Origin of the sequence: Streptomyces sp. NPDC093544 (assembly GCF_040683495.1) — a bacterium.
Classification (GTDB): domain Bacteria; phylum Actinomycetota; class Actinomycetes; order Streptomycetales; family Streptomycetaceae; genus Streptomyces.
Window position 1 is genome coordinate 90,972 of the sequence record NZ_JBFBEA010000028.1, and the last position, 25,432, is coordinate 116,403.

The following is a 25,432-nucleotide window of genomic DNA, read 5'->3' on the forward strand; positions in this document are numbered from 1 at the left end:
GGCGGGAGGCCCCTTCGGGGCGTTCGGTGACCGGAGGTCGGAGCGTTCAGTGACCCGAGGCCGGAGCGTTCGGCGACCGGAGGTCAGGAGGCCTTGGCCTTCTCCTCGGTCTTGGCGGGCGCTGCCGGTGCCGCGGCCGCGCGGGCCGGAGCAGGCTTCGCGGCCTCGTAGAACTCCTCACGAGGAGTCTCCATGGCGCCGAGCGAGACGACCTCACGCTTGAGGAACATCGCGAGCGTCCAGTCGGCGAAGACGCGGATCTTACGGTTCCACGTCGGCATGGCGAGACCGTGGTAGCCGCGGTGCATGTACCAGGCGAGACGGCCCTTGACCTTGATCTTCACCTTGCCCATGACGATCATCGCAACGCCCTTGTGGAGGCCGAGCCCGGCCACCGCACCCTTGTTGGCGTGTGCGTACTCCTTCTGCGGAAAGCCCCGCATACCGGAGATCACGTTGTCGCCGAGCACCTTCGCCTGCCGCAGCGCGTGCTGCGCGTTCGGCGGGCACCAGGCGTTCTCGACACCGGCCTTGCGGGAGGCGACGTCCGGCACCTGGGCGTTGTCGCCCGCGGCCCAGATGTAGTCCGTGCCCTGCACCTGAAGGGTGGTCTGGGTGTCCACGTGACCGCGCGGGCCGAGCGGCAGACCGAAGCGGGAGAGGACGGGGTTCGGCTTGACGCCGGCCGTCCAGACGATCGTGTTGGAGTCGACCTCGAGGCCGTTCTTGAGCACGACGTGACCGTCGACGCACGAGTCCATGGAGGTGGAGAGGTAGATCTCCACGCCGCGGCTCTCCAGGTGCTCCTTGCCGTACAGGCCGAGCTTGGGGCCCACCTCGGGAAGGATCTTGTCCGCCGCGTCGACGAGGACGAAGCGCATGTCCTCACGGGACACGCTGGTGTAGTACTTCGACGCGTCGCGGGCCATGTCCTCGACCTCGCCGATGGTCTCCGCACCCGCGAAGCCACCGCCGACGAAGACGAAGGTGAGCGCCTTGCGGCGGACCTCCTCGTCCGTGGTCGAGTCAGCCTTGTCGAGCTGCTCCAGGACGTGGTTACGCAGGCCGATGGCCTCCTCGATGCCCTTCATACCGATGCCCTGCTCGGCGAGGCCGGGGATCGGGAAGGTGCGCGAAACCGCGCCCATCGCGATGACGAGGTAGTCGAAAGGCAGCTCGTACGCCTCACCCACGAGGGGGGCGATCGTCGCGACCTTGCGGTCCTGATCGATGGTGGTCACCCGACCGGTGAGCACCTCCGCCTTGGGAAGCACGCGCCGCAACGGGACGACGACATGCCGAGGGGAGATGCTGCCGGCGGCGGCTTCGGGGAGGAAGGGCTGGTAGGTCATGTACGACCGGGGGTCGACAACCGTGACGGTCGCCTCTCCGTAGCGCATCTTCTTGAGAATGCGCCGAGCTGCGTACAGGCCTACGTACCCACCGCCTACTACGAGGATCCTGGGACGCTCCGTGGTGCTCATGCCATCGAGTATCCACCTGCCCCAGGGGGGTGGCTCGTGAGCCCCTTCACAAGCATGGGCGGACCCTCTGCTACACTGCGCCGCCCACGTGACCCAGGTCATGTCACGACGAGGGAACCCGCGTCCACTTCGGACCGTTGTCAACACCGCGTGAGCTGCCACTCCGCGTCCGCGAGGGTCCCGCGAACGGGCCGGAGCGACCCCCGTTTCACACGCCCGAAACACGCCCCGAACGCTCCGGTGAGCACCCTTCTCTGCCTGGTGAGCCGCCCCGAAGGGCCATCGGAACGAAATCCTCGTCCAACACGGCCTTTTTCCTTGTGAAGAACTTCACGAACTTTTCCGGCGGCGTGTCGCCGAGGCGTTTTCCAGACCCCTGAAGTGCGCTCATACGTTGTCCGACCGGCTCAGGAGAGGCGGCCAACGGACCACGCAGGCACTACGCGACCGACCACGCGATCCCGTCCAGGATGTCGTGCTCACTGACCACAACCTCCGCCGCGCCGACCCGCTCCATGATCGCGAGCAGTACGAGGGCGCCCGCGGCGATGACGTCGACACGGCCCGGATGCATCGAGGGGATCGCGGCGCGTTCGGCGTGCGTCGAGATCAGCAGGGTCTCGGTGATCTCGCGGACCCGGTCGTAGGAGACCCGGGAGTGGTGGATCGCCGCCGAGTCGTACGCGGGAAGGTTCTGCGCGATCGCCGAGACCGTGGTGACCGAGCCCGCGAGCCCGACCAGCGTGCGCGCCTCGCGCAGCGGCACGGTCCGCTCGGCGAGATCCAGGGCCGCCTCGATGTCGGCACGGATCGCGTCGACCTCGGCGGGCGTCGGCGGGTCACTGACCTTGCCGTCGTGCACGAGGTGGCGCTCGGTCATCCGTACACAGCCGATGTCGACGGACCGGGCCGTACGCACCTGGTCGTCGCCCACGACGAACTCCGTGGACCCGCCGCCGATGTCCACGACCAGATACGGCCTGGCGAGGCCGTCCCGGCCGGTCAGCTCCTTGGTCGCGCCGGTGAAGGAGAACTCCGCCTCCCGGTCACCGGTGATGACCTCGGGCTCGACACCCAGGATGTCGAGCACCCCGCGCACGAACTCGTCCCGGTTCTCGGCGTCACGGGAGGCCGAGGTCGCCACGAACCGCACCCGCTGAGCGCCGTGCTCCTTGATGGCCGCCGCGTACTCCCGGCAGGCGGCGAAGGTGCGCTCCAGCGCCTCGGGGGCGAGCCGCCCGGTCCGGTCGACGCCCTGGCCGAGCCGGACGATCGTCATACGCCGGTCCAGGTCGACGAGTTCCCCCGTCGCCGGGTCCGCGTCGGCGACGAGCAGGCGGATCGAGTTCGTACCGCAGTCGATGGCGGCGACACGGGTCACTTGGCGGCCTCCTCTTCGGCGAGGGAGGGGTGAGCGCCGGGCTGATGAGTGGTCTCGGGTGACGGGACCACGCAGGCCCCCTTGCGCCACCACTCCGGCAGCATCGCGATGGCCTCGTCGCCCAGCGGGTTCACCCCGGGACCCGCCGCCAGGGAGTGGCCCACCAGCACATGGAGACACTTCACCCGGTCCGGCATGCCGCCCGCGCTGGGGAAGCCCTCCAGGACCTCGATGGAGTCACGCCGGGCGATGTAGTCCTCATGAGCGGCGCGATACGCGGCGGCCAGCTCGGGATCGCTCGCCAGCCGGTCCGTCATCTCCTTCATGACCCCGTTGGCCTCCAGCGTGCCGATCGCGGAAGCGGCCCGCGGGCAGGTGAGGTAGTACGTCGTCGGGAACGGCGTCCCGTCGGGAAGGCGTGGCGCCGTCTCCACCACGTCCGGCTGACCGCAGGGACAGCGGTGCGCGATCGCGCACAACCCGCGCGGCGGTCGCCCCAGCTGCTGCTTGAAGGCCTCGACGTCCGCGTCGGTCGGCTCGGTGCGCGGGGTGGGCGGCGGTGGCGTTTCCATGCCGTGAGTCACATGTCTTTCTGATCAGTCAGTCAAAAGGTCGGTCAGTCAAACCGGTCAATCGGTCGGTCTGCCGATTCAGTCAGCCGATCGGCCTGGTCGGTCTGCCGGTTCAGTCAGCCGGTCGGCCTGGTCGGTCTGCCGGTTCAGTCAGCCGGTCGGCCCGGTAGGTCTGCCGATTCAGTCAATCGATCGGTCGGGCGGTCCGCCGGTGAACTGGTCGATCGGTTCGTTCACCGGTCGGCGGCGGCGTCGGCCCTGTCCACGCCGTCCCAGACGTTCGCGTACCAGGGACGGTCGGCCGCTCCCTGGTCGACGCGCGACTGCTTCGCCGCGTCCGGGTCGATCACGATGTAGCCGGTCTCCCCCGGCATCACATAGTGCAGCCGGTCCCGGATCTGCTGCTCCGCGTACGCGTCGTCCTGCCAGCGCGCCTTGAGGTCACGCAACTGCTCGACCCGCGCGCGGGCCTGCTCCCGCTGCCGCACCAGGTCGGAGACCTCGGCGCGCTGGGACACGTACTGCCTTATCGGATACGCGAGGGCGACGACCAGCGAGCACAGGACAAGAGCGAGGAGCGCCGCCCGCCCGGTGAGCCGCGAGCGGCGCGCCTGGCGCTTGGTCTGGGAGCGGTAGACCCGGGCCGCCGTCTGCTCGCCGAGCAGCCGCAGCCTGGTCGAGGTGGAGAACCGGTCCCGGTCCTTCACAGCCATGATTCCCGCCTCCCCGATACGTCCCTGCCTGCACGTGCGTACGTCCCCGCACACGGTACGGGACCGAGTACGGGGACGTACGTACGACGCTTCCTACGAAGCCGAGGCTCAGCCCTTGCTGTGCTTAATGGTTCGCAGAGCGAAACCGCGGGAAGGCGCTACGGCCGGCGTACACGGCCGCGTCGTCGAGGATCTCCTCGATGCGCAGCAGCTGGTTGTACTTGGCGACGCGGTCCGAGCGGGCCGGGGCGCCGGTCTTGATCTGGCCGCAGTTCACCGCGACGGCGAGGTCGGCGATGGTGGTGTCCTCGGTCTCGCCGGAGCGGTGGGACATCATGCACTTGAAGCCGTTGCGCTGCGCCATCTCGACGGCGTCCAGGGTCTCGGTCAGCGAGCCGATCTGGTTGACCTTGACGAGCAGGGCGTTCGCGGAGCCCTCCTCGATGCCGCGGGCCAGGCGCTCCGGGTTGGTGACGAAGAGGTCGTCGCCGACGATCTGGACCTTGTCGCCCAGCTTGTCGGTGATGACCTTCCAGCCTGCCCAGTCGTCCTCGTACAACGGGTCCTCGATGGAGACCAGCGGATACGCGGCGACGAGCTCCTCGTAGTACTCGGTCATCTCGGCGGCCGAGCGGGACTTGCCCTCGAACTCGTACTTGCCGTCCTTGTAGAACTCGGACGCGGCGACGTCGAGCGCGAGCCCGATCTGCTCGCCCGGGATGTAACCGGCCTGCTTGATGGCCTCAAGGATGAGGTCGAGCGCGGCGCGGTTGGACTCCAGGTTCGGGGCGAAGCCGCCCTCGTCGCCGAGACCGGTGGACAGGCCCTTGGTCTTCAGCACCTTCTTGAGGGTGTGGTAGACCTCGGCGCCCCAGCGCAGCGCCTCGGAGAAGGACTCCGCGCCGATCGGGGCGATCATGAACTCCTGGATGTCCACGTTCGAGTCGGCGTGCGACCCACCGTTGAGGATGTTCATCATCGGAACGGGCAGCAGGTGCGCGTTCGGGCCACCCAGGTAGCGGAAGAGGGGCAGGTCGCTGGCCTCGGAGGCGGCGTGCGCGACGGCGAGCGAGACGCCGAGGATGGCGTTGGCGCCGAGCGAGCCCTTGTTGTCGGTGGCGTCCAGGTCGAACATCGCCTGGTCGATCAGGCGCTGCTCGGTGGCGTCGTAACCGACGAGCTCCGGGCCGATCTGCTCGATGACGGCGAGGACGGCCTTCTCGACACCCTTGCCGCCGTAACGGTTGGGGTCACCGTCGCGCAGCTCGATGGCCTCGAAGGCTCCGGTGGAGGCGCCGGACGGGACGGCGGCACGACCGGTGCTGCCGTCATCGAGGCCGACCTCGACCTCGACGGTGGGGTTCCCTCGCGAGTCGAGGATTTCCCGGGCTACGACGACGTCGATGGACGGCACGAGCATCTCCTTCAGGAATGTGACGCGGGTACGCGGGACTGTGGCAGCCCCGCGGGATGAGCCTAACCGGCTCCGAGGGATCGGCCAGCCGGTCTACCCCCTCTTGTACAGAACTGAGCGTACGCATTGTTCCAGAACGGAACAAAAAGACAGAGGAGAGGGGGTGAAGAGGGGCCGTAAAGAGAGGGAGCGAAGCCGGATCTCAGCCGGAAATGAAAAAGCCCCGCCCCGGTGCGTACGGGGGAACACGCACCGGAGCGGGGAGCCCGTGGGGGACGGGGGTGACCCACACGAGGCCTTCAGTATGGAGACCACGTATAGGAGCCTGCTGTGGTTCAGCTGAGAACCGAATATCAGCCGCCGGCCGACCGCCGTCGGCCGGCGACCCCGGCCGTCAGCTGAGGTGCAGCTGCTGACCCGGGAAGATGAAGTCCGCGTCGTCGATGATGTCCTTGTTCAGCTTGAACAGCTCCTGCCAGCCGCCCTTGACGTTCTTCGCCTCGGCGATCTCGCTGAGAGTGTCGTCCTTCTTCACCTTGTACTCGCCGTCACCCTTCTTGACCGTCTTACCGGTCGGGGTCTCGACGGTCTCCTTCGCGGCGGTCTCCCGCTCCGAGGAACGCGAGGCACGCTGCTCGTCGGTCTGTGAGCTCGGCGTGCTCTGCTGCGAGGGGGTGGTGCTCTGCGAATTGCCCGAGGACGAGGACGAGTCGCTGGAGCCGGCGTCGTTCGCGGCGTTCGACAGGCCCGTGCCGCAGGACGGCCAGGCACCCTTGCCCTGCGCGGCGAGAACCTTCTCGGCGACGGAAATCTGCTGGGACTTGGAGGCCTGGTCGGCAGTGGAGGCGTACGAGCTGCCGCCGTACGCGGACCAGGTGGAGGCGGAGAACTGCAGGCCGCCGTAGTAGCCGTTGCCCGTATTGATGGACCAGTTGCCACCGGACTCGCACTGGGCGACGGTGTCCCACTCGGAAGTGGTGGCGGCGGAGGCGGTGCCGGCCGCCATCAGCGGGGCGGCGACGGCGACGCCGGTCACTCCGGCGAGCGTGGCGATACGAGTGACCTTGGACGGGCGACGGTGCTTGCCCTTGCACGAACGCAGCATGAAGTGATCCCCTCACCGACGCCTACGAGGTGAGCTGTCGGGTTCGGGCGGGTGAGTGCCCGGTCGCACACCTTTCGGTGCACGGCTTAACCCCAAGCCACTCCCGGTCAACTACCGGGCGCGGCGCTTACCTTGGGTCCCCCGCTCCTGCCTACGGCGCTTGACGCGACGACTGTTCCCGTACGGCCGCTGGCAGGATTCGGCGTTGCAACCGTCGGGGCCCGCGATGGCGAGCGGTCACGACCGTAGGCAGGGGATCGGCGGAATATCAAAGGCGATCAGGGGGTCTGAGATCCATCTCTCATTCTCGCCAAACGGGACATTACATGGCGAAACATGACGTGAACTCCCGCTACTTTTCGCCCGGTTCGGCACCAACTGCGAGGCTCTGACCGGGCAGGATGAGGTCCGCGTCGGCGCCGACCGTTTCCTTGTTCTCGGCGTACAGCTGGGTCCATCCGCCGTCGAGGCCAAGGGCGTCGGCGATGAGCGAGAGGCTGTCGCCGACGCGGACGACATACGAGCCGTCGACGACATCGCGAGCCTCGTCGGAGCCACGGGAGGCGTGCCGTCCGGAGGCGGCATCGTCCGTACCGCCGTCGGTCGCGCCCTCGGCGGCGATGTCGCCACGGTGACGCCCGGCGCCGCTCGCCTCATCCTCGGACGCACTCGAAGAGTCGTCGCCCTGGGTGGACTTATCCGATTCGTCACCATTCGCCGCGCTTGAGTCCGTGCTCGCGTCTGTACTCGCGTCGGCACTCGCACCCTCGTCCGAACTGTCGGACTTGGTCGAGTCCCCGGTGCTCTCGGTCGCACCCGAGGAAGGCGAAGCGGACGGAGAGGGGCTGGACGATTCGGACGGGTCGGCGGAACCGGATGCACCAGGCGTGGCGGAGGCGTCGGATGACGGGTCGTCCGACACGCCCGTGTCGACCTCCACCGAGGCGGAGTCCTTGCTGAGCCCGGAGAGGGGTCCACAGGTGGGCCAGGCGACGAGCCCTCGGCCGTCGAGGATCTTCTCGGCGACGGCTATCTGCTGCGAGCGGCTGGCCTGGTCGGCGCTCGGGGCGTATTCGAGGCCGCCGTAGTTCTCCCAGTCCCACTGGGTCACGTGCAGCCCGCCGTAGTACCCGTCACCGATGTTGTCGCTCCAGGAGGACCCTGTCTCGCACTCCGCGACGCGGTCCCAAGTGGTGGTGTCGGCCGCGCTCGCACTCGTGGCACCGAGCAACGGGATCGCGATGGCCGATCCGGTCACTCCTGCCGCGACAATGAGAGCCGGGGCCTGACGGGGGCGACGATGGCGGCCGTTCCCGGAGAGCATGCGGAAGCCCTTTCATGTGACAGCAGGTGACTACAGCGACGTACGGCGACGTCAGACGACGTCTGCGACGGATGATCCGCGCTGGTCATTGAACGTATCCGGCCTCGAACGCTTGTCACAAGTCGATGCAGCGTAGATCACGTGAAGATCACATTGTTGAGGGATCGTCAGTTTTTCGCGACACCCGAAGTGCCTCAAGACCGCCCGGTGGACAACTCGACCGGAGCCGCGAACTCCACTGGAAGCGTGCGCAATCCACGCATAATGAGACCACCACGCCAGCGCAAATCAGCGGAATCTCCCGCGAGTTGGAGGTCGGGGAGACGGGTGAGGAGCGTGGCCAGCGCGGTCTGGCCCTCCAGGCGAGCGAGGGGCGCACCGAGGCAGTAATGGATGCCGTGCCCATAGCCGAGGTGCTGGTTGTCACGGCGGGAGAGGTCGAGCGTGTCCGGTTGCTCGAAGCGTTCGGGGTCACGGTCCGCAGCCGCCAGTACGACGAGGACGGGGTCGCCGGGTGCGATGTCCTGCCCGCCGAGCCGGACGGCCTCGGTCGCGTACCGCCAAGTGGCCAGTTCGACAGGGCCGTCGTATCGGAGGAGTTCCTCGACGCCGGTTTCGAGCAGTCCACTCTCCCCGGCGGCAAGTGACTCCTGTAGCCGCCGCCGCTGCTCGGGGTGAGTAAGGAGGGCGTACGTGCCATTGCCAATCAAATTCACCGTGGTCTCAAAACCAGCAAAAAGAAGGATAAACCCCATTGCTGCCACCTCGTTCTCCGTGAGGTGTTCGCCGTCGTCCGAGGCGCGGATGAGGGCGGAGATGAGGTCCTCGCCTGGGGCGGGGTGCTCGGGCAGTTCCTCGCGCTTGCGGTGGATCAGCTCGGCCAGATACCCGCGCATCTTCTTCACGGACCGAGCGACACCGCCCCTCGGCCCCCCGCCGTGCCGGATCATCATCCCGGCCCAGTCCCGGAAGTCGTCCTGGTCCTCGCGGGGGACGCCGAGGAGATCGCAGATGGCGTAGATGGGGAGCGGGAAGGCGAACTCGTGGATCAGGTCGGCGGACCCCTTCTCCGCGAACTGGTCGATGAGCTGGTCGGCGAGCTCCTGCACACGCGGCGCGAACTCGGCCACCCGGCGGGGCGTGAACGCCTTGCTGACGAACCGGCGCAGCCGGGTGTGGTCCGGCGGGTCGATGTTCAGCAGATGCGTCATCAACTCGGCCTTGCGCTCACCCGGGATGCCCGTCTTCCCCTTCGCGTGGGCGGGTTCGTCGTGATGCACCGGATTCTTGCTGAGCCGTCCGTCCGCGAGCGCCTGCTTGGCGTCGGCATAACGGGTGACCAGCCAGGCCTCCACCCCGCTGGGCAGCCGGGTCCTGTGCACGGGCGCATGCTCACGGAGCCAGGCGTACGCAGGGTAGGGGTCGGTGGCGAACTCCCAGGTGAAGAGTTCGGGGGCAGGACTTGCGGGAGTGGGGTGCTCGGTCACTCCTTGACGGTATCCGGGTGAGGCCGGGATGCCTTGTCCGGCCGGTGGCCGGCCCGATGCTGAACCGGTGTTGGCCCTGCGCCCGCCGGCTACCAGGGGTACTCGACGAGCCCCTGACGACCATCGCGCCCTTCACCCCGGGCTGTCCGGAAATCACCTGCTGTTTGACTTCGCGGCTCGGCAAGTCCCTACAGTCGCGAAGTGGACCCCGAAATACTCAGATCCAGCTTCGCGGTCGTCGAGAGACGGGCCGAGTTCGCGGTCAAGTACTTCTACTCGCATCTGTTCCGGCACAATCCGGACGTACGCGAGCTGTTTCCGCTGGACTTTCCGGAGGACATGGAGCGGCAGCGGGACCGGCTGTTCGCGGCGCTGACGTATGTGATGGAGCGGCTGGGGGATCCGGCACTGCCGGGATACCTGCGGGAGTTGGGGCGGGATCACCGGAAGTATCTGGCGGAGCCGGACCATTACGCCGCCGTGGGGGCGAGTCTGATCGCCGCGTTCACCTTCGTCGCGGGGTCGGCGTGGAACGCGGAGGTCGAGAAGGCCTGGGCCGAGGCGTACGGGGCGATCGCCAACGTCATGCTCCAGGGCGCCTGGGAGTCGCAGCAGATGGGTGAACCGCCTTGGTGGGACGCCGAAGTCGTGACCCGGACCCGGCACGGTGACGATCTCGCCGTGCTGACCCTGCGGCCCGACAGGCGGCTGCGCTTCTTCCCCGGCCAGTACGTCAGCGTCAACGCCCCGCATCTGCCGGGCATCTGGCGGCCGTACTCACTGGGCAACGCACCCCGCGCCGACCACACCGTCGACCTGCACATCAGCCGGGTCGAGGACGGGGTGCTCTCCACCGCCCTGGTCCGCCAGACGCGGGAGGGGGACATCCTGCGGCTCGGCGCGCCCTGTGGCGCGATGACCCTCCGGGCGCCCGTGGAGCGGCCGCTGACCTTCATCGCGGCCGGTACGGGATGGGCACCCGTCAAGGCGCTTCTGCAGCAGCTCGACGCCACGCACGAGGCCCGGCTCTTCCTCGTCGCCCGGGACACCTCCTATCTGTACGACCGGTCCGCCGTCGAACGACTTCAGGCCCGACTTCCGCTGCTCTCCGTCACGTTCATCACACCCGCGCCCGGCCGACCCAAGGCGGAAGCGACCGAGCGATTGCGCACGGCGCTGGGCAACCGCGCGGGCTGGGAACGGCACGACGTCTATCTGGCCGGTCCGCCCCAGCTCGTCGAGGAGATCGGCGACGAGCTTCCCGGGCTGGGCACTCCGGCCGAGCGGGTCTTCCACGACGTCCTGGCGCCGACCGCCGAGGAACGCACCCGGCCGCTGGGCACGGCGGAGTGGCTGCTGGACCGCCCGCAGCCGAGCTGGCACAACCCATCGGGCCGCGCGCCCAGCGCGTGAGCGCCCAGCGCGTGAGCGCGTGGCGCGTGAGCGCGTGGCGCGTGAGCGCCCAGCGCGTGAGCGCGTGGCGCGTGAGCGCCCAGCGCGTGAGCGCGTGGCGCGTGAGCGCGTGGCGCGTGAGCGCCCAGCGCGTGAGCGCGTGGCGCGTGAGCGCGTGGCGCGTGAGCGCGTGGCGCGTGAGCGCGTGACTTCGGCGCTGAGCCGGACTCGCCCTTCCGCGGGTCAATGGGCTCCAGCCCTCATACCTCCGCAGGTCGCCGGGCTCCGACCCTCGTACCTCTGCGGGACGCTCAACTCCGGCCCGCACACTTCCGCGGGCCACCCGACTCCGGCCCTCACACCTCGGCGGGTCGCCCGGCTCCCACTCACACCCCTACGTAGGCCACCCAGCTCCGACCCTCATCCCTCCGCAGGGCCCTCCGTCGCGCGGATCGCGTCGCGGTACGCGCGCGCCGCCGTTCGCAGGGCCGTCTCCGGGTCCACGCCCTCGGCCTCGGCGCGGGTGGCTATGGCCAGCAGCTCGTAGCCGACGCCCTCGCCCTGGGGGAGTTCGACCTCAAGTCCTGCCGTACGCACCCGGGATGCCAGCTTCGCCGCCAGGGCCAGGCCCGGCTGGCCGAGCGGGATCCCCTCCGTCACGGACGTGCGGCCCTTCTCCTCGGCCTTGGTGCGCAGCCAGTGCTCCTTGACCTCTTCGGGGGTCGTGGCGGTCTCGTCGCCGAACACGTGCGGGTGGCGGTGGATCAGCTTCGCGACGATGCCGCCGACGACGTCGTCGATGGAGAAGGGGACGTCCTCGTCCTCCGGTCCGCCTTCCTCGGCGATCCGGGCGTGGAAGACGACCTGGAGCAGGACGTCGCCGAGTTCCTCCCGCAGCTCGTCCCGGTCGCCCTCCTCGATCGCTTCGACCAGTTCGTACGCCTCCTCGATGCCGTACTTCGCCAGGCCCTTGTGGGTCTGCTGGGACGACCAGGGGCACTCGACGCGGATGCGGTCCATGACCTGGACGAGGTCGAGGAAGCGGGCGCCCGGCAGGTCGTACGAGGCGGGGAGCAGCTCCAGGTCCGGCATCTGTATGCGGCCGGAGCCCGCGAGCCGGGACAGCCCGTCGGTCAGCCGGGGCTCGCCCTCGCCGGTGGCGACGACGACCACGGTGCGGCCGCCGGCACAGGCGTCGATCAGTTCCTGCGCGTTCGGCGCCGTCTCGTCGACGGTGATGCCCGCCTCGCGGAGGTACGGCAGCTGCGGATGCGCACCGTCCGCGCACAGCACCTGGTCGGCACCGCGCAGCGCCTGCCAGGCGGGCCAGGACAGCAGACCGGGGGCGACGCGGTGGCTGGTGGTGAGCAGGACGATACGGCCGGGGGCGAGGGCATCCGGGGCGGGGGCGGGGACATCCCGGCCGGGGATGTGGCTACCGGGGCCGGTCGCGTCCGGGGTGCCGTCGAAGCTGGTTGCGTTCACCCCTCGAACGTAACCCACACCGCCGAGCGCCCCGCCAGTTATCCACAGGCCAGCCAGCCACCCCGCCCGTCCTCAGGTCGGGCGGCCGAACCACGCCAGCAGCGGGCCCGGACGCCGAACCGTTTATCCACAGCCCCGGCCCGTCCCGGCCCTCCAGGCTGTCCGCTACGCCGTCTCCGGCGTCTGGGCCGCCGTAACCTCCCGCAGCCACGGCGTCTTCACGTCGACGCGGCTGCTCTTCTGGACGTCCCAGGCGCCGTAGCGCGGGTTCAGGTCGACGTCCAGTTTCTTGGAGGCCTCGGACATCGCCTTCCAGAAGGTGGCCTGGCCCTCGGTGGTGTTCATGTCGGCGCCGATCGCAGCGGCGAGCTTCTGGGCCTCGATCTCGGTGCGGAGGCTGTCGTCGAGACGCTTGGGAGCCACCCCGTACTGCGTCAGCCAGGCCGACTCCAGCGCCTTGGCGCCGCCCGCCTGCTCCTCCAGGGAGGTGCGCAGCTGCTGGGTGTCCTTGCGGGACACGCTCACGCCCGCGTTCTTCGCGGCCTGGTCCAGGACCCGGTCGAGGACCAGGGTGTGCAGGGTGTCGCGGGTGAGGCTGCTGGTCTGTGAGACGGCCTGCTTGTACTGGGCCTCGTCCGTGGTGGCGGCGCGCTGTGCCGTACGCACCTCGTTCACGCGGCCATCCAGCTGCGCGATGGTGATCCGCTGCCCGCCGACGACGGCCGCGGCACCGGGATGCGCCTCGCTGCCGCAGGCGGTGAGAAGGGGGGCCGCGGCGACGATCGCGGCGGAAAGGACGAGCGCGGTGCGACGGCGGCGGTGCAAGGAAGCCTCCCGAGGAGATTGTGCGGCGGTGCACAAAGTCTTGCGGTGATCGATGGTAGGCAGTGGCCCAGCTCTCGGCCACCCATTCGACCAACGATTCGCAAGCAGTTCAGGCACCGCCGCACGGGCACGTCGTCTAGAGCCCGTGTCCTGAGCCCAAGTCCTGGTCCCAACGCCAGCCCCTCGTCAGCCGGTCGTCAGCCGGTCGTCAGCTGGTGATCGCCACCGGCGCGTCCCACGCGTTGCGGTCCACGGTGATCGTGTAACCGCCGCGGGTCTCCTTGCTGTTCACCATGTACTGGTGGGCGCGGCTGTGGTTGGTCCACAGGCTGGCCTTGAACGGCCAGTCGGTCGTGGTGGTGTTCTGCTTGTCCCACAGGGCGTACCACATGTTGCCCGGCAGGTCCGTGCGGTCGGTCGCGACGGCGATGGCCTTGGCGCTGGAGCTGGAGAAGCCGTAGTAGCCGGAGCGGTAGATCTTGGCGCGCAGGGCCTTGTCGAAAGCGCGCACATACGTCAGCACCGCCTTGTTGCAGGCCGTGTTGGTGATGTCGTACGCCTCCATGTCCAGGTAGATCGGGCTGCCGGCCTTCATGCCCAGGGCAGAGGCCTTCTTCACGGCGTCCGCGGCGTCGGTGGCGCCGAGTGAGGCGGCGGTGGCGGCGGTGATCTTCTCGGGGCTGGAGCCGGTCTGACAGGGCGGCTGGGCGCCGACGTACAGCGGGATGAGTTTCCAGCCGACCGTGCTGACCGACTTGACCCAGGAGGCGGTGAGGTTGGGCTGGGCGCAGCCGCGGTTCTTGCCGCCGATGTAGACGGCGGCGGCGCCGTAGAGCCCGCCGTGCCAGGCCTTCATCGCGTTGAGGGAGGGCGCGGTGCAGGCGTCGAAGGCGCGGCCGGTGTACGTCCGCTGTGCGGGCCACGTGGTGGCCGCCATCGAGTTCTGCGCCGCGATCCCGGCTCCGGCGACCACGGCGGCGCCGGCCGTGGCCCATGCCAGGTATCTGCGCTTCTTGGACTGACGATGGCTGGACATGCGTGACCCCACCCCTAGTTGTGCTCTGGTTGTGCTCTGACCGTGTGCCTGCTTTGCGTCCGCTGCGATACGGAGGCGGATCGCACCGTATCCGGTGTCGCACCCGCGTTCGGGAAACCCCGGACCTTGATCGTCACAAGGATCGGCCAAGCAGGCGCAAAACCCGTGCGTGTTCTAGCCCCGTGCACGTTCTAACCCGTGCACGTTCTAACCCCGTACCTGCTAACCCCGTACCTGCCCCAGCCACTGCAACGTCCGCCGGATCTCCGTCGTCATCGGATGGCCGGGCCCGCTCAGGCGTTCCACATCGTGCAGCAGCCGGGCCAGTGTGTCGTGGGCGGCGCCGCGGTCGCCGAGCGCCAGCAGCAGGTGGCCCATGCGACGGCGGACTTCGAGGGAGAGCTCGGGGTCGCCGGCGACGTACTGGTTCTCGTAGTACGGCAGCAGTGCGCGGTACTCCCCGAGCGCGGCGGCGGGTTCGCCGAGCTGTTCGAGGCACTGGGCGGCCTCGTAGCGGAAGCGCAGGGACTGCGGGTCGGACTGGCCTGCCTCGCTTGCCCGTTCGTCGGCGAGACGGCGCAGTTCGGGCAGCGCGCGCCGGTACTGGCCGTCGTCCATGAGCGTGGCGGCGTACTGCTTGCGCAGGGTGCGTACGACGGCGGAGTGCGCGCCGTGTTCGGCGGCGGCGGCCGGAAGGATCGCGCCGAGGATGTCGACGGCCTGCGTGATGCGCCCCTCGCCGAGGAGGCGCTTCACCTCGTCGACGGCGCCCACGACGTCCGGCTTCTCCACGACGGGCGCGGCCTGCGGCTGGGCCGCGGGGATACGCGCGCGGTCCGGCCAGGGGGCGTGCGGGCGCAGGAAAGGGCGCGTGGGGTCGAGTGAGGCGCCCGTGGGCATACCGCGCCCCGGCAGCAGCGGGAGCAGTTGCTCGTACGTCTCCTGCGCGGACGACGGCCGGTGCTGCGGGTCCTTGGAGAGCAGGCGCAGGACGAGACCCTCCAGGGCGGGCGGGACCTCGGCGCGCAGTCGGCGCACCGGGAGCGGCGGCTCGTAGAGGTGCCGGTGCAGGACTCCGAGGGCCGTCGAACCCGAGAACGGCACGTCTCCGCTGAGGAGTTCATGGAGAAGTACGCCGAGTGCGTACAGGTCCGTGTACGGGCCGACCGCGCCGCCCATGGCCTGCTCGGGCGCCATGTAGGCGGGGCTGCCGATGGGTGAGCCGGTGTGGGTCAGGCGGGTGGTGTCGGTGTCCATGACGGAGGCGACACCGAGGTCGAGGACGGTGACCGTGCCGTCCTGCTTGACCATCACGTTCCGTGGCTTCAGGTCGCGGTGGACGATCGGGACGGCGTGCACGGCGCTCAGCACGGCGCACAGTTGCGCGGCCACCGAGACCGCCCACTGCCAGGGGTAGGGGGTGTGTTCGGCGAGGTGGTCGGCGAGGTCGGAGCCGTCGACGTACTGCATGACGAGGAACAGTTCCTCGCCCTCGCTGCCCGCGTCGTGGACCGTGACCAGGCCGGGGTGGTCGACCTGTGCGGTGACGCGGCACTCGCGCACGAAGCGGCGGCGCAGCTCGTCGGCCTCCTGGCCCGCGACCTTGTCGGGGCGCAGGAGCTTGACCGCGACGCGTCGATCCAGGCGCTGGTCGTAGGCCGTCCACACCTGACCCATGCCGCCCTGTCCGATGAGCGTGGACAGTTCATAGCGGTCGGCGACCATACGCTTTGCCGCCACGCTCACCGGCCGTCTCCGTTGTTGCCCTCGTGCTTGCGCAGGTAGTCGCTGAGCTCGTCGAGTTCGGCACGCACCTGGTCGATCCGGGCGGGCGCGGGGCGCTGCGGCGGCGCGGGCGGCGGAACGGGGGTGTGCGGCGCGGGGGTGTGATGCGTGGGGGTGTGAGACGTGGGAACCGGCGTCTGCGGGTGCGTGGCGGTGTACGGGGACGCGGGGCCTGGGTAGCCGTATCCGGCGGCGGGCGGCCGCTGGGGTATGTAGCCGGGGAACGGGGGCCCCTGGCGGTGGTGCTGGATGTCGGCGATCAGGAAGTGCACGGAGGCGAACGCGCCGAGCAGGAGGATGACGGCCAGCGCGACATCGGTCCTGTGGTCCTCCTCGGGCAGCGAGCCGATCACGGAGAGGCCGCCGATCACGAGCGGCAGACTCACCCACGCCAACACCCAGTCCGACGACCTGCCGCGCAGCACGGCCACCCTGAAAAGCGGGAGGCACGCGAGCAGTCCACAGGTGAGGAATCCGGCGGCGGCGATCAGCACACGGAGGGTGATGACGGTGCCCGAACTACGGGAGGGCGGCGCCGCGCCGTGGCCGTACATGACTTCTCCCGGTGACCTGATGAGGACGGACTGATGGCGCCAGGCTGACGAGGGCAGCCTGGCGAGGACGGACTGACGAGTTCGAAGTCCGAGCGTATAGGCCGACAAGGACAACCGGTCCCGGGTTGTACCGAACCGTTGCCGGGCCGATCGCTTCACCCGTACCTCAGGCAGCCTCAGCCACTCGACGGTTGCTCGCCGGGTTGCGGTGGATGCGTCAAAGGGTGTGCCGCACCCACACATTGGGCTCGACGTATACGGCGTATCCCCGCCCCGGTTCGCAGTGCACCGGCGCCAGCGCGCCGGGCACTTCGACGAGACCCTCGGTGTCGAAGGGCAGGCCCGTCCAGTCGCGCCACTCCGCCAGCGAGGCCGCCACGGTCATCGACGCCGGCGCCACCGTCTCGATGACACCGCCGGCCCGGACGTGGACGCGCAGCCACGGGTCGTGCGGCAGTCCGTCGGCGCGCTTGCGGAACGCGTACTCCTCCATCGGCGTCCGCGGTTCCAGGTGCTTGGCGCTGGGGCGGACGGGGGCGACGACCTCGCCGAAGCCGTGCGCACGGGCGTTGTCCCGCATCGCCTGGAGCATCCAGGCCGACAGGCCGCCGCCCTGGGCGTGCGGGGCGACCACGATCGAGATGGCGCTCACCGTGTCGGGGGGTGTGCCGCGCCGCCGATCGGCGAAGGCACCGGCCAGTACGTCGTCCCAGCCTCGCGCGGGCAGCTTGCGTCGGGCGTCCCGGGCACCCCGGGTACCTGGTGACGCGTCGCCCGCGGACTCGCCTTCGCCCGCGTACTCGTCCTCGTTCCCCTCATCGGCGAGCGCGAACGGAACGCTGTACGCGTGCGCGACCACATCCCCGTGCTCGTCCTCGGCGAACAGCACGTACTCCGGGAGCTCGGTGGCGATCCGGCCGTAGTGCGCGTTGCCGACCAGGTCGTGGAGCATGAACTCGGGCCAGGTATCGGCCATCCCGACCACCTGACCGAGCATCTCCGGGCGCTCGGTGAGACTCGACACCTTCAGCTGCATGCGAGTCACGGTAAGCGCCGCCGGTCCACAACGAAACGGCTTTGCATCTGCCTCAGCGCCCGGCCGTGGTCGCCTGTCTCAGCGCCCGGCCGGGATTGCCCGCCTCAGGCACCCGGCCGTGACTGCCCGCCTCAGGCACCCGGCGATGGTGTCTCCGGCGATGTCCTCAGTCCGCGTGAAAGCGGGCCGGCGCGTTCGTCGGGTTGCCGCCGGACGGGATCTTCTGGTCGGGGCAGCTTGAGAGCACCTTCTTCATCGCGGCCTTCTCACTGCTGGTGACCCACAGCTCGTACTTCTTCTTGACGGCGACCTGGGCGGCGACATACGTGCAGCGGTACGCCTTGTTGGGCGGGAGCCAGGTCGCCGTGTCTCCGTCGCCCTTGCTGCGGTTGGTGCTGGAGTCGACGGCACGGAGGTTGAGCGGGTCGTTGGCCAGAGCTATTCGCTTGCTGGCGTCCCAGTACTTGGCGCCCTTCTGCCAGGCGTCCGAGAGCGCTATGACGTGATCTATGTCGACCAGGCTGCGGCCGCGGGTGAACGTCACGTCCTTGCCGGTGTAGTGGTCCGGGTTGAGCACCCCGGAGGACACCTTGCAGTCACCGTCGCTGAACTTCACATCCTCCAGGTCCCGTTTGAGGATGTCGTCGCGGGTGTCGCAGTCGTTGGAGTCCGTGTCGGCCCAGGCCGTACCGAACTTGTCCCTGGTGTAACCCGTCTTGGGCGCACGCCCCTTGACGGTCAGTGAGTCCACGGCGGTCAGAGCGGCGCCGCCGCCCGCCACCGTCTCCTCCGGTCCCGCGGCTCCGTCCTCGGGTTCGATCTTGCAGCCGCTGACACCAAGGCTGACACCCACCACGAACACCATCAGCGCGGACCCCGCACCGCCACCCCTCAGACGCGCCACGACACCCCTCCCCTTGCCTAGCCGGATGCGCCCGCACGAGCGCGTTCCCCTGATCCCAAAGTAGCGGCCGCGGGATCTCGGCCATACCCGCCCTCAACAGGCAAGAGGTGCACGCCGGGTGTACCGCCGGTGGTGAGCCCATCGTCAGGACCCTTGCCCTTATGGACCGTTGCCCTTCTCTCCCCTTCCTTCCCCGTCAAACCTTTCCGATCCCCAGCGTCGTCTCCGAAGGCAGCAGCCCCGAGCCGAGCACCGCGACCCAGAACTCACCCACAAGTTCGGCGAGTTGCCCCACGGCGTCGGGCCCGAGCGCCTGCCAGGGAGCTGCGGCCAGCTCGTCCGTGTGCTGTTCTACCTGGCGGCGCAACTCGAGGCCGGCGTCAGTCGCGGTACCCGTATCGGTCAGCAGGCCGCGCCCGACGAGCCGTTGGCGTGCCGCGGCCCATTCCTCGGGGCTCCACCCACGGCTCTCGAAGCGCTCCACGGAGGCCGCGCCGATCGCCGCGAAGGAGACGAGGGACTCGACGGGGTCGAGGCCCGCGACGAGCAGGGCCGCGAGGTGGCCGTCTCCCCGGTGCTCACGCAGGATCGTCGCCGCGTGCCAGAGCTGGAGGTGCGGGGCCTCGGGCCATGCCAACTCCGCGTTGGCGGCGGACAGTGGGCGGCCGGCGGTGTTCGCGGCCTCGGCGGCGCGGCGGGCCAGCGAGGCGGCCTGCGCGAGTTCGGGACTGGATATACGGTCGCCGAGTATCGCGCGGTAAGCCCGGTCGACAGCCCGCTCCCGCGCCTTCAGCACCTGGTCAGGACTCGCTGTCCGCCACGCGGACTCCATGTGTTCGGTGACCATGCGCGGGCTGAAGCTGTAGAAGGCGGAGGTCACGCGACCGCTCCCGGTCTCCCCCAACGGGGCGGCGCGGTAGGGGAAGTAGCTCGGCCAGCGCTCCTCGGTCCCGTACCCGAGCGCGGCCGCCTCCTCGAAGGCCTCCGGTGCGTAGTAGAGCGTGGCGTGCAGCGGCTCCAGCAGGTGCCACATCTGGCGCACCCGGCCGAGATCGACCCGGCCGCCTTCCACCGCGCCACGCTCGCCCGCCTCGCTGACGTTCTCAGACATGACCCAACCCCTCATCCCGCACCGACTGCACGGACCGCACGGACCGTTGCGATCGCTGCGACCCGCCCCAGAACTTGACACTGACAAGATTGCCCCAACCCTCACAACTTGTCAATGCCTAGATTCCGCGTACGCTGCTGACCATGGCCCCTGCCAAGACCAGTGACGCCCCCCGCCCCTACCACCACGGCGACCTGCGCCGCGCAATCCTCAATGCCGCGCTCGACGTCATCACCGCCGACGGCCCGTCCGCACTGAGCCTGCGTGACCTGGCCCGCCGCGCCGGTGTCTCGCACGCGGCGCCGGCGCACCACTTCAAGGACCGCACCGGCCTGCTCACCGCGATCGCGGCCGAGGGCTACGAGCTGCTGGCGGCCACGCTGGCGGGGGCCGCGGATCTCAAGGACGCAGGCGTCCGCTACGTACGTTTCGCGCGCGAGCACCCGGCGCACTTCCAGGTGATGTTCACGCCGGAGCTGCTCCGCGCGAACGACCTGGAGCTGACCACCGCCCAGGCCCTGGCAGGCGAACGCCTCCGCACCGCCGTCTCCGCGGTCCCGCCCGAGGGTCGCGGCACCGACCCCCGTCTCGCCGGAGTCGCCGCCTGGTCCCTGGCCCACGGCTTCGCCACCCTGCTCCTCAGCCACAACCTGGAAGGCCCGGTCGGCGACCAGGATCCCGAGGAGGTTTTCCGTACGCTGTCGGAGATGCTGTTCCAGCCCAAGTCAGCCTGATCACGTTGGACTTGGCCTTGAGATCGTGCTTGGCCTTGGCCTTGGCCTTGAGATCGGACTTGGCCTTGAGCTACGTCCTGAACTTGAGCCCGGGCTTGACCCTGACGCCGGCGTCAGGGTTCGACGATCTCTCCATGACCAACACGACCAACGCCAAAACCAAAACCACCGCCACCGCCACCGACACCGACACCGACACCGACACCGACACGAACAACGCCAGAACCGTCCTCATCACCGGAGCCGGCACCGGCATAGGCCGCGCCACCGCCCACGCGTTCGCCGCGCAGGGAGCCCGCGTCATCGTCGTAGGCCGCCGCCCGGAACCCCTCGCCGAGACAGCCGCGGGCCATCCGGGGATCACCACGCTCCCCGCCGACATCACCGCCGACGGGGCCCCAGCCCACCTGATCCGCACCGTCCTTGACACCCACGGTCGCCTGGACGTCCTGGTCAACAACGCGGGGATCGTACGAACGGAGTCCCTCGGCAGCTACACGCGCGCGTCCATCGACCCGCTGCTCGCCACGAACCTCACCGCCCCGGTCCTCCTGACCCAGGCCGCCCTCCCGGCACTCACCGAGAGCAAGGGCGTGATCATCAACGTCAGTACGTCCGTGGGCCAGCGTGCCTGGCCCGGCAACTCCCTCTACGCCGCCACGAAGACCGCCCTCGAACTCCTCACCCGCAGCTGGGCCGTCGAACTCGCCCCGCGCGGCATCCGCGTCTCCGCGGTCGCTCCCGGCGCCATCGCGACACCCATCGCCCAGCACTCCGGATTCACCCCGGAATACAGCACCGCGATACGCGAGTGGCAGCTCGCGCACACACCGCTGGGCCGCGTCGGCCGCCCCGAGGAGGTGGCCTGGGCGATCACCCAACTCGCCTCCCCCGACGCCTCCTTCGTCACCGGCGTCGTACTCCCGGTGGACGGAGGCGCCGTCCTCAGCTGACAGAAGGATCCACCACAACCCGCCCCGTGACCTCGCGCAAGGCATCGGCCAGCCGCTCACGAACCGCCTGCTGCGCCGCGATCCGCTCGTCGATCACGGCAAGTCGTTCCAGCGCGACCCGGAGCACCTTGCCGGACGCGGGCCCCGCGGTCATGTCCCCGTCCAGACAGGGCAGGAAGACGCGCGCGTCGTCGAGGGTGAGGCCCGCGGCGAGGAGGTGGCGGATGTTGCGTACGCGGGTGACGGCCTCCTCGTCGTAGACGCGGTAGCCGTTCGCCGCGCGCCGCGACTCGATGAGACCCGCCTGCTCGTAGTGGCGCAGGGCGCGCGGAGTCGCCCCCGTCACCCGCCCCAACTCACCGATCCGCACCGCTGTCCCCCACCGCAACACCCACCACGCCCCCTAGACCCCGGGGACCCCGGCAATGCCTACGGAATCCCTACAGCATCCCTACGACCCCAGAATCGTCGCCAGGAACTCCCCGGTCCACCCCAGCAACTCCCGCCCCACCAAAGGCTTTCCCCCCACCTTCGCCGTCTTCGGGCGCGGTACCAGCAGCTGATGCGCGGTCGGCTTGATGACCGTTCCCGGGTACAGCCGCTGCAACCGCAGCTCCTGGGACTCCCTCAACTCCGCCGGTGCGAAGCGGATGTTGTTGCCCTGGAGGACGACCTCGCCGACTCCGCAGGCGCGGGCGAGCATCCGCAGGCCGGCGACGAGCAGCAGGTTCTCCACCGGCTCCGGCAACTTGCCGTAGCGGTCGAGGAGTTCCTCGCGTACGGCCTTGACGTCCTCCTCCGTGTTGGCGGAGGCGATGGAGCGGTAGGCCTGGAGGCGGAGCCGCTCGCCCGGCGCGTAGTCGTGGGGGACGTGCGCGTCGACCGGGAGCTCGATCTTGACCTCCAGGGGCGGCTCTTCCTCGACGCTGCCGTCCAGGGAGGCCCGGTAGTCGGCGACCGCTTCGCCGACCATCCGTACGTAGAGGTCGAAGCCGACGCCCGCGATGTGGCCGGACTGTTCGCCGCCGAGCAGATTGCCCGCGCCGCGGATCTCCAGGTCCTTCATGGCGACGTACATGCCCGCGCCCATCTCGGTGTGCTGGGCGATGGTCGCGAGGCGTTCGTGCGCGGTCTCCGTCAGGGGCTTCTCCGGCGGGTACAGGAAGTAGGCGTATCCGCGCTCACGGCCTCGGCCGACCCGCCCGCGCAACTGGTGCAGTTGCGAGAGGCCGAAGTTGTCGCCGCGCTCCACGATCAGCGTGTTCGCGTTGGAGATGTCGATGCCCGACTCGACGATCGTCGTCGACACGAGCACGTCGAACTTGTTCTCCCAGAAGTCGACGACCACCTGTTCCAGGGACGATTCCGACATCTGGCCGTGGGCGGTGGCGATGCGCGCCTCGGGGACGATCTCGCGGAGGCGGGCGGCCGCGCGGTCGATCGACTCGACGCGGTTGTGGATGTAGAAGACCTGGCCCTCGCGCAGCAGTTCGCGGCGGATCGCGGCGCCGATCTGCTTCTCCTCGTACGGGCCGACGAAGGTCAGCACCGGGTGGCGTTCCTCCGGCGGCGTCGTGATCGTCGACATCTCGCGGATGCCCGTCACAGCCATTTCCAGCGTGCGGGGAATCGGGGTGGCCGACATCGTCAGAACGTCCACGTTCGCGCGCAGCTTCTTCAGCTGCTCCTTGTGCTCGACGCCGAAGCGCTGTTCCTCGTCGACGATGACCAGGCCCAGGTCCTTGAACTTGGTCTCCGCGGAGAAGAGCCGGTGGGTGCCGATGACCAGGTCGACCGAGCCCTCGCGCAGGCCCTCCAGGACCGCCTTCGCCTCCGTGTCCGACTGGAAGCGCGACAACGCCCTTACGTTGACCGGGAATTGGGAGTAGCGCTCGGAGAAGGTCCCGAAGTGCTGCTGCACGAGCAGAGTGGTGGGCACGAGCACCGCGACCTGCTTGCCGTCCTGCACGGCCTTGAAGGCGGCGCGGACCGCGATCTCCGTCTTGCCGTAGCCGACGTCGCCGCAGACCAGCCGGTCCATCGGGACCGTCTTCTCCATGTCGTCCTTGACCTCGGCGATGGTGGTGAGCTGGTCGGGGGTCTCCGCGTACGGGAAGGCGTCCTCCAGCTCGCGCTGCCAGGGGGTGTCGGGACCGAACGCGTGCCCGGGGGCGGCCATGCGGGCGGAGTACAGCTTGATGAGGTCCGCGGCGATCTCCTTGACCGCCTTCTTCGCCCGCGCCTTGGTCTTCGTCCAGTCCGCGCCGCCGAGCCGGTGCAGGGTCGGGGACTCTCCCCCGACGTACTTGGTGATCTGTTCCAGCTGGTCGGTGGGGATGTAGAGGCGGTCGCCCGGCTGGCCACGCTTGGCGGGGGCGTACTCGACGACCAGGTACTCGCGGGTCGCGGCCTGGACGGTGCGCTGCACCATCTCGATGTAGCGGCCCACGCCGTGCTGCTCGTGGACGATGTAGTCGCCCATCTCCAGCGTCAGCGGGTCGATGGTCTTGCGGCGGCGGGCCGGCATCCGCGCGCCGTCCTTGCCTGCCGCCTTCGCGCCGGAGAGGTCGGTCTCCGTCAGGACGGCGAGCTTGAGGGCCGGGTCGATGAAGCCGTAGTCGATCGAGCCGCAGGACACATGGACGATCGACGGGCTGATGTCCGCCACGTCGGTGTCCAGGCGGGCCGCGATGCCCTCGCCGCCCAGGACCTCCACGGTGCGGGCGGCGGGACCGTGTGCCTCGGTGACGTACACCGTGCGCCAGCCGTCGGCCAGCCAGCCCTTGGTGTCGGCCAGCGCCCTGGCCGTGTCACCGCGGTAGGTCTCGGGGGCGTGCATACCGAGCTTCAGCGTGTCCGCGTCCAGCTCGTCGTCAGCGGCGAAGGGGCTGACCGACCACCACATCATGTCCAGCTCGCGCGCCCGGTCCCGTACGTCCGCGATGGACCACAGGGACGCCGCGTCGACATCGATGGGCGCCTCGCCGCCGCCCGCGGTCGCCGCCCAGGACGCCTGTAGGAACTCCTGCGAGGTCGCCACCAGGTCCGAAGCCCGCGTCCGCACCCGCTCCGGGTCGCACACGACGGCCATCGAGCCCTTGGGCAGTACGTCGATCAGCAGCTCCATTTCGTCCACCAGGACCGGAGCCAGCGATTCCATTCCCTCTACGGCGATACCCTCGGCGATCTTGCCGAGCAGCTCGCCCAGCTCCGGGTGCTCCTCCGCCAGCCGCGCCGCCCGCTCCCGTACGTCGTCCGTGAGCAGCAGTTCACGGCAGGGCGCTGCCCACAGCCCGTGCGCGGCGACCTCAAGGGATCGCTGGTCGGCGACCTTGAAGTAACGGATCTCCTCGACGTCGTCGCCCCAGAACTCCACTCGGAGGGGGTGCTCCTCGGTGGGCGGGAAGACGTCGAGGATGCCGCCGCGGACCGCGAACTCGCCGCGCCTCTCGACCAGCTCGACCCGGGAGTACGCGGCTGCCGCGAGCGCTTCGACGATCTCGCCCAGGTCTGCGCTCTGGCCCGTGCGCAGGGCGACGGGCTCCAGGTCGCCGAGGCCCTGTACCTGCGGCTGGAGTACGGAGCGGATCGGCGCGACGACAACCGAGACCGGGCCGGTCTCCGGGTCGTCGGGGCGCGGGTGCGCCAGGCGGCGCAGTACGGCCAGGCGGCGGCCCACCGTGTCCGACCTCGGGGACAGCCGCTCGTGCGGGAGCGTCTCCCAGGACGGGTACTCCACGATTCCCTCAGACGGGAGGAGGGAGCGCAGCGCGGCGGCCAGGTCCTCGGCCTCGCGGCCCGTCGCCGTCACCGCCAGTACGGTACGGCCGGCCTCCCGGGCCAGCGCCGCCACCGCGAAGGGCCGGGCCGCGGGCGGGCCGACCAGGTCGATGTGCATCCGGTTGCCGTCGCCGGCGGCCTTCACCGCTTCCTTGAGTGCGGCGTCCTTGACGACGGCGTCGAGCAGACCGTGCAGGCTCATGAAGGGCTTCCATCCCGGGGAGTGGGCAACGCGAACGACCCGACACGTGTTCCGGGCCGGCGACAGCCCAGGCTCGGACCGGGGTTCGAACGCGAGTCTCAACGGCGAGTGGGTGCTGCTCAAGAACACCAGTTCCACGGCGATCTCGGTCAAGG

Annotated in this window: 21 protein-coding genes and 1 riboswitch; of the genes, 3 read left to right on the forward strand and 18 right to left on the reverse strand. The window is 69.5% G+C overall.

Annotation, left to right across the window (positions count from 1 at the left end; translation table 11 throughout):
* Positions 1–83 precede the first annotated feature (83 nt).
* The 8 genes from AB0N66_RS34185 to AB0N66_RS34220 form a co-directional block, all read right to left on the reverse strand.
* Entirely contained in the window at positions 84–1,484 is a 1,401-nt protein-coding gene (locus tag AB0N66_RS34185) for an NAD(P)/FAD-dependent oxidoreductase (protein ID WP_365442343.1), read from the reverse strand.
* 439 nt (positions 1,485–1,923) lie between these two features.
* On the reverse strand, positions 1,924–2,865 hold the full coding sequence (locus AB0N66_RS34190) for a Ppx/GppA phosphatase family protein (protein WP_365442345.1): 942 nt from the start codon (positions 2,863–2,865) through the stop codon (positions 1,924–1,926).
* Positions 2,862–3,437, reverse strand: a complete 576-nt coding sequence (locus tag AB0N66_RS34195) for a DUF501 domain-containing protein (protein ID WP_365442347.1) — start codon at positions 3,435–3,437, stop codon at positions 2,862–2,864. The genes AB0N66_RS34190 and AB0N66_RS34195 overlap by 4 nt, the downstream gene beginning before the upstream one ends.
* Positions 3,438–3,670: 233 nt before the next feature.
* Complete coding sequence (locus tag AB0N66_RS34200; RefSeq protein ID WP_365442349.1) at positions 3,671–4,150, reverse strand: septum formation initiator family protein; 480 nt, start codon at positions 4,148–4,150, stop codon at positions 3,671–3,673.
* 124 nt (positions 4,151–4,274) lie between these two features.
* Positions 4,275–5,570 (reverse strand): phosphopyruvate hydratase, encoded by a 1,296-nt coding sequence (gene eno, locus AB0N66_RS34205; protein WP_365442351.1) that lies wholly within the window; start codon positions 5,568–5,570, stop codon positions 4,275–4,277.
* Between the two features lie 388 nt (positions 5,571–5,958).
* A complete protein-coding gene (locus AB0N66_RS34210) occupies positions 5,959–6,669 on the reverse strand; it encodes a transglycosylase family protein (protein WP_365442353.1) in 711 nt (236 codons plus the stop codon).
* A 4-nt stretch (positions 6,670–6,673) separates the two neighbouring features.
* Positions 6,674–6,838: riboswitch (cyclic di-AMP (ydaO/yuaA leader) on the reverse strand.
* 183 nt (positions 6,839–7,021) lie between these two features.
* Complete coding sequence (locus AB0N66_RS34215) at positions 7,022–7,927, reverse strand: transglycosylase family protein (protein ID WP_365442355.1); 906 nt, start codon at positions 7,925–7,927, stop codon at positions 7,022–7,024.
* Positions 7,928–8,187: 260 nt separating this feature from the next.
* On the reverse strand, positions 8,188–9,480 hold the full coding sequence (locus AB0N66_RS34220; protein WP_365442357.1) for a cytochrome P450: 1,293 nt from the start codon (positions 9,478–9,480) through the stop codon (positions 8,188–8,190).
* Positions 9,481–9,681: 201 nt separating this feature from the next.
* On the opposite strand from AB0N66_RS34220, the gene AB0N66_RS34225 reads away from it, so the two are divergent.
* On the forward strand, positions 9,682–10,893 hold the full coding sequence (locus AB0N66_RS34225; protein ID WP_365442359.1) for a globin domain-containing protein: 1,212 nt from the start codon (positions 9,682–9,684) through the stop codon (positions 10,891–10,893).
* Between the two features lie 399 nt (positions 10,894–11,292).
* Here the strand turns inward: AB0N66_RS34225 and AB0N66_RS34230 are convergent, their stop codons facing one another.
* From AB0N66_RS34230 to AB0N66_RS34265, 8 genes are all read right to left on the reverse strand, one after another.
* Positions 11,293–12,303, reverse strand: coding sequence for a nucleoside triphosphate pyrophosphohydrolase (locus tag AB0N66_RS34230; RefSeq protein WP_365442391.1), 1,011 nt, complete (start codon positions 12,301–12,303; stop codon positions 11,293–11,295).
* Between the two features lie 219 nt (positions 12,304–12,522).
* Positions 12,523–13,182 carry a SurA N-terminal domain-containing protein gene (locus tag AB0N66_RS34235; RefSeq protein ID WP_365442361.1) on the reverse strand — a complete coding sequence of 220 codons (660 nt, stop codon included), beginning with the start codon at positions 13,180–13,182 and terminating at the stop codon, positions 12,523–12,525.
* 208 nt (positions 13,183–13,390) lie between these two features.
* Positions 13,391–14,218 (reverse strand): glycoside hydrolase domain-containing protein, encoded by an 828-nt coding sequence (locus tag AB0N66_RS34240; protein ID WP_365442363.1) that lies wholly within the window; start codon positions 14,216–14,218, stop codon positions 13,391–13,393.
* Positions 14,219–14,440: 222 nt separating this feature from the next.
* Positions 14,441–15,943 carry a protein kinase gene (locus AB0N66_RS34245; RefSeq protein ID WP_365442393.1) on the reverse strand — a complete coding sequence of 501 codons (1,503 nt, stop codon included), beginning with the start codon at positions 15,941–15,943 and terminating at the stop codon, positions 14,441–14,443.
* A 17-nt stretch (positions 15,944–15,960) separates the two neighbouring features.
* Positions 15,961–16,557, reverse strand: coding sequence for a hypothetical protein (locus AB0N66_RS34250; RefSeq protein ID WP_365442365.1), 597 nt, complete (start codon positions 16,555–16,557; stop codon positions 15,961–15,963).
* A gap of 217 nt (positions 16,558–16,774) precedes the next feature.
* A complete protein-coding gene (locus AB0N66_RS34255) occupies positions 16,775–17,593 on the reverse strand; it encodes a GNAT family N-acetyltransferase (protein WP_365442367.1) in 819 nt (272 codons plus the stop codon).
* 166 nt (positions 17,594–17,759) lie between these two features.
* Positions 17,760–18,458, reverse strand: a complete 699-nt coding sequence (locus AB0N66_RS34260; protein WP_365442395.1) for an HNH endonuclease family protein — start codon at positions 18,456–18,458, stop codon at positions 17,760–17,762.
* Positions 18,459–18,693: 235 nt separating this feature from the next.
* Positions 18,694–19,608, reverse strand: a complete 915-nt coding sequence (locus tag AB0N66_RS34265; RefSeq protein WP_365442369.1) for a hypothetical protein — start codon at positions 19,606–19,608, stop codon at positions 18,694–18,696.
* Positions 19,609–19,751: 143 nt separating this feature from the next.
* Between AB0N66_RS34265 and AB0N66_RS34270 the strand changes: the two genes are divergently transcribed.
* Positions 19,752–20,342 (forward strand): TetR/AcrR family transcriptional regulator, encoded by a 591-nt coding sequence (locus AB0N66_RS34270; protein WP_365442371.1) that lies wholly within the window; start codon positions 19,752–19,754, stop codon positions 20,340–20,342.
* Positions 20,343–20,476: 134 nt separating this feature from the next.
* A complete protein-coding gene (locus tag AB0N66_RS34275; protein ID WP_365442373.1) occupies positions 20,477–21,295 on the forward strand; it encodes an SDR family oxidoreductase in 819 nt (272 codons plus the stop codon).
* Here the strand turns inward: AB0N66_RS34275 and AB0N66_RS34280 are convergent.
* Positions 21,288–21,665, reverse strand: coding sequence for a MerR family transcriptional regulator (locus AB0N66_RS34280; protein WP_365442375.1), 378 nt, complete (start codon positions 21,663–21,665; stop codon positions 21,288–21,290). The two genes, AB0N66_RS34275 and AB0N66_RS34280, sit on opposite strands and share 8 nt — an antisense overlap.
* Before the next feature lie 81 nt (positions 21,666–21,746).
* Positions 21,747–25,277 carry a transcription-repair coupling factor gene (gene mfd / locus AB0N66_RS34285; protein WP_365442377.1) on the reverse strand — a complete coding sequence of 1,177 codons (3,531 nt, stop codon included), beginning with the start codon at positions 25,275–25,277 and terminating at the stop codon, positions 21,747–21,749.
* Positions 25,278–25,432 lie beyond the last annotated feature (155 nt).

Coding starts and splice junctions, on each gene's coding strand:
- AB0N66_RS34210 (WP_365442353.1), bottom strand. CDS start 6,669: ATGCTGCGTTCGTGCAAGGGCAAGCACCGTCGCCCGTCCAAGGTCACT.
- AB0N66_RS34195 (WP_365442347.1), bottom strand. CDS start 3,437: ATGGAAACGCCACCGCCGCCCACCCCGCGCACCGAGCCGACCGACGCG.
- AB0N66_RS34250 (WP_365442365.1), bottom strand. CDS start 16,557: ATGTACGGCCACGGCGCGGCGCCGCCCTCCCGTAGTTCGGGCACCGTC.
- AB0N66_RS34200 (WP_365442349.1), bottom strand. CDS start 4,150: ATGGCTGTGAAGGACCGGGACCGGTTCTCCACCTCGACCAGGCTGCGG.
- AB0N66_RS34255 (WP_365442367.1), bottom strand. CDS start 17,593: ATGCAGCTGAAGGTGTCGAGTCTCACCGAGCGCCCGGAGATGCTCGGT.
- AB0N66_RS34240 (WP_365442363.1), bottom strand. CDS start 14,218: ATGTCCAGCCATCGTCAGTCCAAGAAGCGCAGATACCTGGCATGGGCC.
- AB0N66_RS34270 (WP_365442371.1), top strand. CDS start 19,752: ATGGCCCCTGCCAAGACCAGTGACGCCCCCCGCCCCTACCACCACGGC.
- AB0N66_RS34245 (WP_365442393.1), bottom strand. CDS start 15,943: ATGGTCGCCGACCGCTATGAACTGTCCACGCTCATCGGACAGGGCGGC.
- AB0N66_RS34260 (WP_365442395.1), bottom strand. CDS start 18,458: ATGGTGTTCGTGGTGGGTGTCAGCCTTGGTGTCAGCGGCTGCAAGATC.
- AB0N66_RS34185 (WP_365442343.1), bottom strand. CDS start 1,484: ATGAGCACCACGGAGCGTCCCAGGATCCTCGTAGTAGGCGGTGGGTAC.
- mfd (WP_365442377.1), bottom strand. CDS start 25,277: ATGAGCCTGCACGGTCTGCTCGACGCCGTCGTCAAGGACGCCGCACTC.
- AB0N66_RS34265 (WP_365442369.1), bottom strand. CDS start 19,608: ATGTCTGAGAACGTCAGCGAGGCGGGCGAGCGTGGCGCGGTGGAAGGC.
- eno (WP_365442351.1), bottom strand. CDS start 5,570: ATGCTCGTGCCGTCCATCGACGTCGTCGTAGCCCGGGAAATCCTCGAC.
- AB0N66_RS34275 (WP_365442373.1), top strand. CDS start 20,477: ATGACCAACACGACCAACGCCAAAACCAAAACCACCGCCACCGCCACC.